This window comes from Cellulomonas chengniuliangii (genome assembly GCF_024508335.1).
Classification (GTDB): Bacteria; Actinomycetota; Actinomycetes; order Actinomycetales; family Cellulomonadaceae; genus Cellulomonas_A; species Cellulomonas_A chengniuliangii.
In genome coordinates, this window is sequence record NZ_CP101988.1 from 666,208 (window position 1) to 678,849 (window position 12,642).

The following is a 12,642-nucleotide window of genomic DNA, read 5'->3' on the forward strand; positions in this document are numbered from 1 at the left end:
GATGGCCACCGCGACGAAGGACGCCGTCCTCTCCTCCGAGGCCACCGTCGAGCTCGCCCGCGCGGCCGCCGTCGAGCTCGCCGAGCAGCCCAGCGACGTCGGCGAGCACCTGGGGGCCGTGGTCGAGAGCGACCGCCTGGTCTCCCACCGCTTCGCCTCCACCGCGAAGGGCTACCGGGGCTGGGCATGGACCGTCACGGTCGCCCGAGTCCCGCGTGGGCGCACGGCCACGGTGTGCGAGGCCGTGCTGCTGCCTGGCGACGACGCGATCCTCGCCCCCGAGTGGGTGCCGTGGTCCGAGCGGCTGCGCCCCGGCGACATCGGGCCCGGCGACGTCCTCCCGTTCCGCGCCGACGACCCGCGCCTCGAGCCCGGCTGGACGCCCTCGGGCGACCCCGAGGCCGACGAGGTCGCGATCGACGACCTCGCCCTGGCGCGCACCCGCGTGCTGTCGCCCCAGGGCCTCGCGGAGACCGCCGAGCGCTGGTACCGCGGCCCGCAGGGCCCCACGGCAGCCGGCGCCGTGTCCGCCGCGGCGGCCTGCACGACCTGCGCGTTCCTCATCCCGCTGCAGGGCTCGCTGGGCCAGCTGTTCGGGGTCTGCGCCAACGAGTGGTCCCCGGACGACGGGCGCGTGGTGAGCCTCGACCACGGCTGCGGCGCGCACTCGGAGACGGACGTCGAGCCCCACCCGAGCGACTGGCCGGCGCCGGACACGAGCGCCGACGCGATGGACGTCGAGGTCATCGAGACCGCGCCGGAGGCGGCTGCCGACGAGGCGGCTGCCGGTGAGACGGCTCCGCAGGCTGACGCGACGACCGCTGACGAGGCCACCGCCGAGGAGCCCACCGCCGAGGAGCCCACCGCCGAGGTGGCGCCCGCCGACGCCCCCGAGCCGGGCGCCGACCCGCTGAGCCCGGACCGGTGACCTCGGACGCCTTCGACACGGCGGCGCTGCGCGCGGCCGTGCTGGAGGCGTGGCGGGCCTCCGCCGCACGCCTGCGGGAGGACGCCAACACCGAGGAGGACCACGCCCGCGGGTACTACCGCGACCGGGTGCTCGTCGAGCTCGCGCAGAACGCCTCCGACGCCGCCGCCCGAGCGGGCGTGCCAGGCCGGTTACTGCTCCGTCTCGCCGCGACCGAGGGCGGCGCCGTGCTGGTGGCCGCGAACACCGGCGCCCCGCTCGACGCCGCGGGGGTCGCCTCTCTCGCGTCGATGCGCGCCTCGGCGAAGCGCGGCACAGCCGGAGCCGGCAGGCCCGGCCTCGTCGGCCGGTTCGGCGTGGGGTTCGCGGCGGTGCGCGCCGTCGCCGACGAGATCTCCGTCCTGTCCACCTCGGGCGGGGTGCGATTCTCGCTCGCCGACACCCGTGAGCTGCTCGCTCGGGCCAGCGCGGACGTGCCCGGCCTCGCCGAGGAGGTGCGCCGCCGCGATGGCTCGCTGCCCGCGCTGCGGTTGCCGTTGCCCGCGGAGGGGACCCCGCCCACGGGCTACGACACCGCCGTGGTGCTCGAGCTGCGCGACGAGGTCGCGACCGACGAGGTCCGCGCGCTCCTCGGAGGCGTTGGGGACCCGCTGCTGCTGGCGCTGCCCGGCCTGGTCGAGATCGTCGTCGAGGACGACGGCGCGGAGCAGCCGGTGCGGCGCGTCGCCACGGTCGGGGAGCGCTGGCACGTCGCCTCCGCGCAGGGCGAGCTCGACCTGGCCCTGCTGGCCGACCGGCCCGTGGAGGAGCGCGACGCCCGGGCCTGGCGGGTGACCTGGGCGGTGCCGGTCGCGGGAGCGGCGGCGGACTGGGAGCGCGTGGTGCACGCCCCGACCCCCACTGATGAGCCGTGCACGGTCCCCGCACTGCTGGTGGCCACCTTGCCGCTCGACCCGGCGCGGCGCCACGTGGCCCGCGGGCCCCTCACCGAGGCGGTGCTGGACCACGCTGCCGACGTGTACGCCCAGCTCGCGACATCGCTCGCCGGGTCGGGGCAGGACCCCCTGGCACTGGTCCCGACCGGGTTGCCCGCTGGCCCGCTGGACGGCGCCCTGCGGGAGCGGCTCGTGGAGCGGCTCGCACGCACGCCGCTGCTCGTGCCCGCCGCGCGGCTCGACCTGGGCGGCGACGACGCTGGCTCGGGCGCGCTCCTCGAGCCGGGCCGATCGGTGGCGCTGGCCGGGCCTGCCGGTCGCGACCGCGGGGCGGTGGCGGCGCTCGCCGTGCACGCCTCAGGGCTCGTGCGCGTGCCGCCCGGGTCGGAGGCCGCCGCTCGGACGCTGGGCGTGGAGCTGCGCGAGCTGGCCGACCTGGTCGAGGAGCTGCCCGCCGCGGGCGGCGTCGATCCGGGACGCTGGAGGGACCTGTACGCCGCGCTCGACCCCGTCGCCACGGAGTCCGACGTCCGCGAGCAGCTCGGCGCCCTGCCCGTGCCGCTGGCCGACGGCCGGGTGGTCCGGGGGGCGCGAGGGCTGGTGCTGCGCGACGCCCGTGCCGGGACCGCCGCGCAGGACGCGGCGTTCGAGGTGCTGTCCCGCTGGGGGCTGCGGGTGGTGCACCCTGACGCCGCGCACCCGCTGCTCGAGCGGCTCGGCGCCACCGCGGCCGACGCGGCAGGGCTGCTCGCGCACCCCGCGGTGCGGCAGGCGGTGCTCGACCAGGCGGACGATGACGACCTGCGGCTCGCGGACGAGGTGACGGACGCCGTGCTGGCGCTGGTCGCGGCGGCGCTCGAGGAGTCGGGCGAGGGGCCCGCCCAAGCGCTCCCCTCCGAGATCGGCGCGTGGCTCGGCCTGCTGACGCTGCCCGCCGCGGACGGCGAGCCCACCCCGGCGCACGGGCTGCTGCTGCCGGGCTCGGAGGCGGACCGGTTGCTGGACCCGCGCGTGATCGCGGCCGTGGAGGTCGGCGCGCTCGACCGCTGGGGCTCCGAGGCGCTGGTCGCGGCCGGTGTGCGCGACGACCTGGCGACGGTCCGGGTGCGCGATATCGTCGCCGACCCCGATGCCCTCGACCTCGACGCCGACGGCGCCGACCAGCTCGTGGCGCAATCCCTCGACGGCTGGGAGGACTACGTCGCCGAGCTGGCCCGGGTGCTCGGCTCCGGCTCGTACGTCGCCGAGGTGACGGCTGTCGCTGATCTAGACGCGGTGCGGGACGACGCGTGGCCGCTCGTGCTGGAGCGGCTCACCGGGTCGCCGCGGCTCCGCTCGGCGCTCCTCGACCCGGTGCGGGCCGAGGGCGTGGGCCGCACCGCCCCCTCGTACACCGCGTGGTGGTTGCGCACGCGGGCGCCGCTCGGGCTCGGTCGTCCGTTCGCGCCGCGCGACGCCGCGCCGGCCGCGCGGACCCTGCTCCCCGCCGCTCCGGCGGCGGTGGCCGACCTGGACGCGGACGCGCAGCGCGCGCTGGGCGGAGTCGCCGACCTGCACCGGCTCGACGCCTCGGCGTGGGGCGAGCTGCTCGACGGCCTGGGGGACGTCGGGACCCCCGTCGACCTCACGCTCGCCGCCGGGCTGTGGCGCACGTGGGCCTGGATCGCTCGGCACGCGCCGCACGACGGCCCCAGCGACGTCGACCTGCTGCCCGCGCTCACCTCGGCGGACCAGGCGCAGGTCGCCGACACCGACGACATGGCGGTGGCCGACGCGCCGATGTGGCTGCAGCGCACCGACCTGGCGGCGTTGATCCCGGCGCCGGTGGTCGACGGACCGGTCCCGACCGGCGCCACGCCGGACGATCCACGCGACGCAGCCCGCCGATCTGCCGAGGCGCTCGCCGCGCTCCTCGACTTGCCGCTCGCCTCCGACCTCGCCGACGGCCGGGTCGACCCGGACGACGAGGTCGACCCTGACGACGAGGGCGCGGACCACGGCTCGGCCCCGGCGCCCACCCCCGCCGCGGTGCTGGACCTGCTGCCCGGCGCCCCCGCGACCTGGGTCGAGCACGAGGCGCTGCGGGTCGACGGCGTTCCCGTCGACTGGTGGGTCGAGGGCGAGGGCGAGACGGCGGTGGTCCACGCCACCCAGCTCGCCGGGCTCGCCCGCGGGCTGGCGCAGGCCGCCGGGCGCTTCTGGGCGCGGCACGCCGTGGAGCTGGTGCTCACCGAGCCGGAGCGCGCCGAGGAGCTGCGGGTCGAGGCTGCTCTGGACCCGTTCCAGGCGGCTGGATGACGCCGGTCGAGCCGACCGAGCCGGGCGGCCCCGGACCTGGCACGCCCGAACCCGGCGGCGCCCGGTCGGCGTCGCTGTCCTCGGGCGCCGTCCTCGCCGGCGTGCTGGCGCCCAGCCTGGTCTTCGAGATCGGCCTCGGCGCGATCCTGCCCGTCGTGGCGCTCACCGCCTCCGACCTGGGCGCGACCCTCGCCGGGGCCAGCGTGCTGGTGGCGCTGCTCGGTGTCGGGCAGGTGCTCGGCGATGTGCCCGCGGGGGCGCTGGCCGCGCGGGTGGGGGACCGGCGGGCGATGCTCGTGGCCACGGTCCTGGCGCTGGTCACGCTGGCCGGGTGCGCCCTCGCGCCGAACCTGGCGACGTTCGGCGCCGCGGTGCTCGTCACCGGGGCTGCGAGCTCGGTGTTCCACCTGGCACGGCACTCGTACCTCACCGAGATCACCCCGGTGGTGAATCGCGCCGGGGTGATGTCGACGCTCGGCGGCGTGAGCCGCATCGGCGCCTTCCTCGGGCCATTCCTCGGGGCGGCGGTGCTGCACTGGACCGGCCTGCGCGGCGTCTTCTGGCTCGCGGTGGCGACGTCGCTCGCGGCAGGGGTGGTGGTGCTGCTGGTGCCCGACGTCGAAGACGGCCCGCGCCCGTCACGCGCCGCCGCCCCCCGCGTCTCGACCGCCTCGGTGCTCGCCCGCCACTGGCGGGTGCTCGCGACCCTCGGCTCCGCGGTGGTGCTGGTCGGCGCCGTCCGGGCCAGCAAGCAGGTGGTGCTGCCGCTGTGGTCCGAGCACATCGGGCTGTCCCCGACGGCGACGAGCCTCGTCTTCGGCCTCTCCGGCGCGGTCGACATGCTGCTGTTCTATCCGGCAGGACGTGTCATGGACCGGCGCGGGCGGCTGTGGGTGGCGGTGCCGTCGATGCTCGTGCTGGGCCTGAGCATCGCCGCGCTGCCCCTGACTCACAGCCTGGCCGGCCTCGCCGTCGTGGCGATGGTCATGGGGCTCGGCAACGGCATCGGCTCCGGCATCCTCATGACGCTCGGCGCGGACGTCGCCCCGGTGCGGGGACGCTCGCAGTTCCTCGGCGCGTGGCGGCTGCTCCAGGACTCGGGCGCCGCCGCCGGGCCATTGGTGGTGTCGGCGGGCGCCGCGCTCGGCAGCCTGGCGGCCGGCATCGCGACGATCGGTGGGCTGGGCCTGCTCGGGGCGGCCGCCCTGGCGCGGTGGACGCCGCGCTGGTCGCCGCACGCGAACGCCACGACCCGGAGGCGGGCGGGCATCGAGATCCCGCCGAGCCGGCGGGCGGTGCGCTCCCGGGAGGACCTGGAGTGAGCGGTCAGCGACCGGGGCGCCTCGACCACACGTAGCCCGCGGCCCCCAGCAGGGCGCCCGTGAGGCAGACCCAGATCGCGGTGGAGTCGATGACCCCGCGGGCGCACAGCACAGCGGCGACGGCGAGCGCGACCAGCCAGGCGGCGATGCCGACCAGGAACACCGGGCGCAGGCTGACGGGCACGGGCTCCGGGTTCGCCTTGCGGCGTTCTGGGTGGAGCACGACCTCGATCAGTGATGGCACGGTGACCAGGTTACGTCGCCGCGCTGCTAAGACCGGGACCCGACCGCCAAGGACGTGGCCGTGGCGAGCGCCTCGGGCACGGCCGCGAGGTACGCGTGGGCCACGTCGTACGGCTCCAAGCCGGTGGCACGCACGCCGTCCACGTCGTTCTCCTCGTGCGCGAGGACCGCCGCGAGGGTGGGGCCGTACGGGCCCGTCTGCTCGTTGAGGGCGTGCGCGACATCGGCCGAGACGCCTGTGCGGCTGACCAGGTCGGACGTCGCGATGCCCAACTGGGAGGCGACGGCCGAGAGCAGCCCGACGGTGTACGCGGCGTCGTCGCCGGCGAGGGCGCGGCACGTCAGCGCCCGGGTCAGGGTGGCCCAGAGCGCGCCCACCGTGGTGGGGCGGGCGTCGATGAGCGAGGCCATGGCCAGGGCCGCGAGCTGCTGGGGGCCGACGAGCACCACGGCCTGGTGCACCGAGTCGATCTCACGGCGCAGCGCGTAGACGCTCGAGTTGACCAGGTGCAGCACGCGGATCGCGAGCTCGGGGTCCGAGCTGACCACGCGCACCACCGCGGCCTGGTCGATGGACTCCCCGCTGAGCAGCTGCATGAGCTCGAGGCACTGCAGCTCGCCGGCGGAGAAGTCGCGGCCCGTGGTCTCGGGGTGCCGCTGGAACATGGGGCCCTGCAGCAGGTCGATGCCGGCCTGCTGGCCGATGCGGATCCGCTCGCGGTTGTCGGCGCGCTCGCCGATCACCGTGGCGCCCGCGGCGTGCGCGCGGGACGCGAGCTCGCTGACCCGGTCGGGTCCCCGGGCCACGTCCACCTTGACCAGGTCGACCTGGGGGAGCAGCTCGTCCTGCGAGGAGCTGCCGGTGTAGTCGGCCAACGCGATGCGCGCGCCGCGCTGCCGTGCCGCGTCGACGAGCAGACGGGCGTCGGCGCGCTGGGCGAGCAGGGGGGACAGTTCGAGGACCACCCCGTGCGGGCTGGTCGGGACCTCGAGCTCGCCGGTGAGCAGTCGGTTGGTGGCGCGGAGCAGGACGGCGCGATCGCCGGCCAGCGCGGCGAGGTCGAGCTTGTCGTACTCCGCCTCGATGAGGTGCTCGACCTGGTGCTCGGGGAAGGCCGTGCCATTGGCGTCCAGCACGACCACTCGGATGGCGTACCCGTACACCGCCCGGTCCGAGTGCACCACGGGCTGCCGCAGCACGGTGATCTCGCTGACCCGTGCGGCCGGGTTGCGACCATCGAGGACACTCATGGACAGATCCCCCTGGGGATGACGGGCGGTCAAACTGACGACACCAGTCTGATCGGCCTGCTGCCTGCGGAGATGAGTGAAAACGCTTGCGCAGTTCCAGGCGGAGCCGCGTGCGGCTCAGCCGAGGGGCGCGTGCAGGGGCCAGTCGTCGTTGAGGACCGTCTGCACGGCCGCCCCGGTGCTGGGGTCGACCACGAGCGGGGCCAGCAGGTTCGCCGTGTGCGGCACCCCGCCGTCGGCGGGGTGCACCACGACCAGCAGCAGGTGCTCCTCGGGGCTCCCGCCGACGAGCGCCTTCGCCTCAGCGTCGACACGCGGTGAGTAGTCGGGGAAGAACAAGCGCGGCGGGACGACGAACAGCCGCACCGGGGCCCGGCCTGCGGGGGCGCTCCGCATCGCGAACAGGGTGCCCTCGTCGTCCAGTGCGTCGAGTGTGAACGTCTCGTGCCCAGGGAGCCCGGGGAGCGGGGCGCGCAGGTGGAGCTGGTGCGGGACCGTCGTCTGATGTGTGGGGCTGTCCGCCACCGCCACGGCGCTCACCGGAGGTAGTCCATCAGGCTGGGCTGGAGCACCTTGGCGGCGGCTCCGAGCGCGCCCTGGTAGGCGACCTCCTGCATGCCGAGCTGGAGGATGATCTCGGCCAGGTCGATGTCCTCGATCGCGGAGAGCTGGGTCTTGGTGGTCTGCGCGCTCTCGGCCAGGTTGGTCTGCGCGTTGATCACGCGGGTCTGCCGGGCGCCGACGGCCGACAGCTCGGTGAGCACCGTCTCGAAGCGGGAGTCCAGCGTGTTGAGCTGCGCTGTGGCGTCGCCGCCCGGGGTGCGCAGCGTCGCCGCGATCGTGTCGAGCAGCGCGAACACGGACTGCGCGCCGTCGCCGTAGATCTTCGCGCCGTCGGCGTCGACGCGGATCGTGGTGGCGTCGGCGACCCGGCGCTCGACCGTCGCGGACCCCGCCCCGGTGAACGAGTACGTCGGGGGTGTGGTGGTGCTGTCGACGGTGAAGGCGACCCCCGCGTCGGAGGTGCCGGCGAAGACGGTGCGCCCCAGGTAGGTGGTGTTCGCCTGCTGGAGCAGCTCGTCGCGCAACCCCTCGATCTCGACGGCGATCGCCTCGCGGGCCGGCGTGTTCATGGCGCCGCTGCCGCTCTGCACCACGAGGTCGCGCACCCGGCGCATCGTCGTGGAGGTGGTCTGCAGGGCGCTGTCGATCGTGGTGAGCCAGGCGTTGCCGTCGTCGGCGTTGCGCTTGTACTGGTTCTGCACCCGCTGCTCGCCGCGCAGGCGGAGCATGTCGGAGGCTCCGGCGGGGTCGTCCGACGGCACGTTGATCTTCTTGCCGCTGGACATCTTCGCCTGCAGGTCGGCCATGGTCGACAGGTTGAGCTGCAGGTTGGCCAGCGTCGAGCGCTGGACGGACTGGTGCGTCACACGGTTGATCATCTTTACCGCCCCACGATTCCGGTTCTGTTGATCAGGGTGTCGAGCATCTCGTCGATCGCGCTCATCACCCGGGCGGCGCCCTCGTAGGCGCGCTGGTAGGCGAGCAGGTTGACCGTCTCCTCGTCGGTGTCGACGCTCGTCTGCGCGACCTGCTGCGCGGCGGCCGACGCCCGCGTGGCCTCAGCGGCGGTGGCGCGCGACACGGCGCTGCCGGTGCTGACGCCGAGCTGGACGACGAACGCGCTCCAGGCCGCGTCGGGGCCGTCCACGGCCGCGCCGAGCTGGGCGATCTTGTCGGCGAACGAGCCGTCGAGCGCGCCTGCGCCCGGAGCCGCGACCGCGACCAGTGCCGGGTCGTCGAACGCGACCGTGAGGCCGAGGGCGGCGGGCCGCCCCGCCTCGAAGGTGAAGAAGTCGCCCCCCGGCGCGCCGGTGGTGGTCAGCGCCTGGCCGTGCAACGCGTTGACCTGAGTCGCGAGCTGGGTCGCCAACTTGTCGTAGGAGGCCGCGGCCTCGGTGAGCATGCCACCCGTGCCGCCCGCGGCTGGCGGAGCCAGCACCGACAGGAGGCCGGCGACCTGGCCGCCCTCGAGCCCTGCGGAGCGGGACGTGTCGGCGGCCCAGACGACACGGACGTCCGCGCCGCCGGTCGCGTCGGCGAACCCGGCGGCGCCGGTCACCGCGAGCGCGCGGGCCTTCGAGCCGTCGACCATCATGTTGCCGCCGACGAGGACGTCGATCTGGCCGTTCTCCTGAGTGCGGGTGGTCGCGCCGACGAGGCCCGACAGCTCGGTGACGAGCAGGTCACGCTGGTCCTTGAGCTCGTTCGCGCTCGAGCCCGAGTTCTCGACGGCCAGGATGCGCTTGTTCAGGTCCGCGATGTTCGCCGCCGCGGTGTTCGCCTTCTCGACCAGCGACGCTGTCTGGGTGCGGGCCTGCGTCCACTGGGTGCCCGCCGCGGTGTACAGGGTGGCGATGCGGTCGCCCACGGCGGCGGCCGTCTCTAGGAGCACCGCCCGCGACGACTCCTTGTTGGGCGTGTTGGCGACGTCCTGGAAGGCCGCCCACAGGTCGGTGAGCTGTGTCGCGAGCCCGGTGGCGGCCGGTTCGCCGATGTTCGTCTCGAGCAGCTTCGACGCCGCGGCGCGAGCGCCCAGGTACGAGCTGCTGGCCGTGGTGGTGCGGACCTGCGCGTCGAGGAACACGTCGTTGAGCCGCGCGATGTCGGTCACGGCCGTGCCGTAGCCCGGGCCGTTCGTCGTGGAGAACATCGACGGCAGCTGCGACGCGGGCAGCGACGACAGCGCGGCGCGCTGGCGCGTGTAGCCGACGGTGTTGGCGTTGGCGATGTTCTGCCCGGTGACCTCGAGGGCCTGGCGCTGGGCGATCAGCGAGCTCAGCGCGGTGCCGAGTCCGGAGAAGGTGCTCACGTGGGGGCCTCTCAGAAAGACTGGTCGAGCAGCTGGGCGCTGCGGTCGGATTCCGGCGCGAGGCCGTGGGGAGCGTAGGTCTGCACCGTGTCCTGCAGGGACATGAGCGTCTCCTGGGTGGCGCGGTGCGACATCGCAAGCAACTCGCGGTTGCCGTTGGCGAGCTGGGAGATCTCGGAGGTGAGGGTGACGAAGGCGTCGCGGTGCGCGCGCAGCAGCTCGTCCCACGGGCTCGGGGCGTGCTGGGACAAGGTCAGCAGGCTGGTGTCCTCGTCCACGCCGAGCATCGCGGCGGCGGCCTCGGCCTCGATCGAGCGGCCGAGCTCCGCCTCGCGGATCTGCTCGAGCACGGACTCGACCTCACGCGTCGCGTGGCCGAGCCAGCGGGTGCGTCCGCTGGTGAGGATCAGCTGCTCCTCCTCCAGCTTGAAGAGCAGGAGCTCGAGCAGGCGCCGCTCTTGCCACAGCACGTCGGACAGCCGGCTGAGGACCACCTGGCCACCGCCTCTCGCTCGTCGTTCGGCGCGGTCCGCGCCGGGGTTCTGGCTTCCTGATCGGATGCGGCGCCCAGGTCATGACCTTTTCGCGGGGGGTGATCTGCACTCGATGGGGTGGTCCGGCTGGCGCCGGGGCGCGTGGGCGGGGGGTCATGGACGGGTGTCCAGCGTCTTCACCGTGTCGTCGAGCCATGCGCCACGCCGGATGTGACCTTCGTCACACTCGTCGTGGCGGGATCTCCTGATGCGCCTCCTGTGGGCGATTCGACCGTCCGCAATCGTCCGCTTCGTCATTCTCGCCCGACGCGCAGCGCCAGCGGCGATCTGCCCGACGGGCTCAAGCACCTCGGGGCGGCGGTCGAGAGAACCTGGGTGACAGCCTCCGGACACCCCACCGACGACCTCGTGGTCGCGAACCTGGCCTTGGTCGGGTACCACGTCAGCGAGGTCATGATGCGGGTGCCCCCCACCGTGACGCGCGACGAGCTCGCCTCGGCCGGGAGCCTGGCCCTCGTGCTGGCGGCCCGTGCCTACGACGCGTCCACCGGGGTGCCGTTCGCCCGCTACGCGGCGCTGCGTATCCGCGGAGCGCTGCTCGACGAGCTGCGCTCCATGGACTGGGCGACCCGCGGGGCCCGCCACCGCGCCCGCGAGCTCGCCGCGACGAACGACCGCCTGACCGGCGCGCTCGGTCGCGCCCCCTCGCGCGAGGAGCTGGCCCAGGCCCTCGGCACGGACGTCACCGCCGTCGACCAGGCCCGCCAGGACGCCGAGCGCCGCGTGCTCAGCATCGACGCGACGGTCAACCCGGTCGCGGACCTGCTGAGCGACGACAGCCCCGGCCCGGAGGACGCGCTGCTCATCAGCGAGCGCATGCGCTACCTGCGCGCCGGCGTCGAGGCGCTGCCTGACCGACTGCGCCAGGTCGTCGAGGAGCTGTTCTTCCACGACCGCCCGGTCGCCGAGCTCGCCGCCGAGATGGGCGTCACCCAGTCCCGGATCAGCCAGCTGCGCACCGAGGCTCTCGGCCTGCTCCGCGACGGCCTCAACGCGAGCCTGGACCCCGATCTGGTCACCACCGGCGAGCGCCCGCAGGGCGTCGCCGAACGACGTCGGCAGACGTACTTCGCCGCCGTGGCGGCTCGTGCGGCCACCTCGGCGAACCGCGCCGCCATGACCGAGGCGGTCTCCGTGCCGACCCCGCGCCGTGGCGCGGACAGCGGTCGTGCCGTCGGAGCCCCGTCGCGGCTCACCAGCGCCTGAGCGCCGCCCAGCGCGCACGGCCGGAGAAAAAAAGCCGCACGAACTCCTCAGGAGTGGGGCCACCGGCCCGATGAGGGAGGTGTGCCCACGGATGGGCAGCACTAGACCCCTCAAGGAGGACGTTCATCATGGGTCTCTCGATCAACCAGAACATCGCCGCGGTCAACTCGTACCGCAACCTGTCGAACACGCAGAACGACCTGAGCAAGTCGCTCGAGAAGCTCTCCTCGGGCTTCCGCATCAACCGCGCGGCGGACGACGCTGCCGGCCTCGCGATCTCCGAGGGCCTGCGCTCGCAGGTCGGTGGCCTCAAGGTCGCCGCCCGCAACGCCCAGGACGGCATCTCGGTCGTCCAGACCGCTGAAGGCGCGCTGACCGAGGTCCACGCGATCCTGCAGCGTGTTCGTGACCTCGCGGTCCAGGGCGCCAACGACTCGAACAACGACAAGGCTCGCGAGAACATCGAGACCGAGATCACGAGCCTCGGCGCCGAGCTCAACCGCATCTCGGAGGCCACGAACTTCAACGGCACCAAGCTGCTCAACGGCGACAACGCCAGCCTGAAGTTCCAGGTCGGGGCAGATGGTGACCAGAACAGCATGATCGAGGTCACGCTCGCGGACGTCGCCGCGACCGTCGAGAACATCGGCGACCTCAAGGTGACGGACCACGACACCGCGCAGGCGTCGATCGTTTCTGTCGACGCGGCCATCCAGGCCATCTCGACCAACCGCGCCGAGCTCGGTGCGCTGCAGAACCGGTTCGAGCACACCATCAAGAACATCAACGTGTCGGTGGAGAACCTCTCGGCCTCCGAGAGCCGCATCCGCGACACCGACATGGCGTCCGAGATGGTCAGCTTCACCCGGGCGCAGATCCTGTCGCAGGCCGGCACGGCGATGCTCGCGCAGGCCAACCAGATCCCCCAGGGCGTGCTCTCGCTCCTGCGGTGATCGCGACCTCACCCGTGAGGTGAGGGCACAGCACCACACGATCGGCGGTGGGTGGACAACCGTCCGCCCACCGCCGATCG

General features: G+C 74.2%; 11 protein-coding genes. 5 read left to right on the forward strand and 6 right to left on the reverse strand.

Annotated features, from left to right (window positions below):
• Position 1: 1 nt before the first annotated feature.
• Genes NP064_RS03165 through NP064_RS03175 form a run of 3 tightly spaced genes read left to right on the forward strand, consistent with a single transcriptional unit; the run spans position 2 to position 5,483 of the window.
• Positions 2-928 carry a DUF3027 domain-containing protein gene (locus NP064_RS03165; RefSeq protein WP_227567957.1) on the forward strand — a complete coding sequence of 309 codons (927 nt, stop codon included), beginning with the start codon at positions 2-4 and terminating at the stop codon, positions 926-928.
• Positions 925-4,161 (forward strand): sacsin N-terminal ATP-binding-like domain-containing protein, encoded by a 3,237-nt coding sequence (locus NP064_RS03170; protein WP_227567956.1) that lies wholly within the window; start codon positions 925-927, stop codon positions 4,159-4,161. The genes NP064_RS03165 and NP064_RS03170 overlap by 4 nt, the downstream gene beginning before the upstream one ends.
• Positions 4,158-5,483, forward strand: coding sequence for an MFS transporter (locus tag NP064_RS03175; protein ID WP_227567955.1), 1,326 nt, complete (start codon positions 4,158-4,160; stop codon positions 5,481-5,483). Before NP064_RS03170 ends, NP064_RS03175 begins: the two co-directional genes overlap by 4 nt.
• 4 nt (positions 5,484-5,487) lie before the next feature.
• On the opposite strand, the gene NP064_RS03180 is transcribed toward NP064_RS03175, so the two are convergent.
• The 6 genes from NP064_RS03180 to flgN form a co-directional block, all read right to left on the reverse strand.
• Positions 5,488-5,727, reverse strand: a complete 240-nt coding sequence (locus NP064_RS03180; protein ID WP_227567954.1) for a DUF2530 domain-containing protein — start codon at positions 5,725-5,727, stop codon at positions 5,488-5,490.
• 26 nt (positions 5,728-5,753) lie between these two features.
• Positions 5,754-6,977 (reverse strand): EAL and HDOD domain-containing protein, encoded by a 1,224-nt coding sequence (locus tag NP064_RS03185; protein WP_227567953.1) that lies wholly within the window; start codon positions 6,975-6,977, stop codon positions 5,754-5,756.
• Between the two features lie 117 nt (positions 6,978-7,094).
• On the reverse strand, positions 7,095-7,517 hold the full coding sequence (locus NP064_RS03190) for a flagellar assembly protein FliW (protein ID WP_227567952.1): 423 nt from the start codon (positions 7,515-7,517) through the stop codon (positions 7,095-7,097).
• Positions 7,514-8,407 carry a flagellar hook-associated protein FlgL gene (gene flgL, locus NP064_RS03195; RefSeq protein WP_308015280.1) on the reverse strand — a complete coding sequence of 298 codons (894 nt, stop codon included), beginning with the start codon at positions 8,405-8,407 and terminating at the stop codon, positions 7,514-7,516. Before flgL ends, NP064_RS03190 begins: the two co-directional genes overlap by 4 nt.
• Before the next feature lie 14 nt (positions 8,408-8,421).
• Positions 8,422-9,849 (reverse strand): flagellar hook-associated protein FlgK, encoded by a 1,428-nt coding sequence (gene flgK / locus NP064_RS03200; protein WP_227567950.1) that lies wholly within the window; start codon positions 9,847-9,849, stop codon positions 8,422-8,424.
• An 11-nt stretch (positions 9,850-9,860) separates the two neighbouring features.
• Positions 9,861-10,343, reverse strand: a complete 483-nt coding sequence (gene flgN, locus NP064_RS03205; RefSeq protein ID WP_227567949.1) for a flagellar export chaperone FlgN — start codon at positions 10,341-10,343, stop codon at positions 9,861-9,863.
• 375 nt (positions 10,344-10,718) lie between these two features.
• On the opposite strand from flgN, the gene NP064_RS03210 reads away from it, so the two are divergent.
• The gene (locus NP064_RS03210; protein ID WP_227567948.1) at positions 10,719-11,609 is read left to right on the forward strand and encodes a sigma-70 family RNA polymerase sigma factor; all 891 of its coding nucleotides are present in this window, start codon (positions 10,719-10,721) and stop codon (positions 11,607-11,609) included.
• 128 nt (positions 11,610-11,737) lie between these two features.
• Positions 11,738-12,562 carry a flagellin N-terminal helical domain-containing protein gene (locus tag NP064_RS03215; RefSeq protein WP_227567947.1) on the forward strand — a complete coding sequence of 275 codons (825 nt, stop codon included), beginning with the start codon at positions 11,738-11,740 and terminating at the stop codon, positions 12,560-12,562.
• The last annotated feature ends 80 nt before the right edge of the window (positions 12,563-12,642 follow it).

What these genes read in the sequence shown, in the direction of transcription:
- NP064_RS03165 (WP_227567957.1), top strand. Translation starts at nt 2, where the DNA reads ATGGCCACCGCGACGAAGGACGCCGTCCTCTCCTCCGAGGCCACCGTC.
- NP064_RS03175 (WP_227567955.1), top strand. Translation starts at nt 4,158, where the DNA reads ATGACGCCGGTCGAGCCGACCGAGCCGGGCGGCCCCGGACCTGGCACG.
- NP064_RS03185 (WP_227567953.1), bottom strand. Translation starts at nt 6,977, where the DNA reads ATGAGTGTCCTCGATGGTCGCAACCCGGCCGCACGGGTCAGCGAGATC.
- NP064_RS03215 (WP_227567947.1), top strand. Translation starts at nt 11,738, where the DNA reads ATGGGTCTCTCGATCAACCAGAACATCGCCGCGGTCAACTCGTACCGC.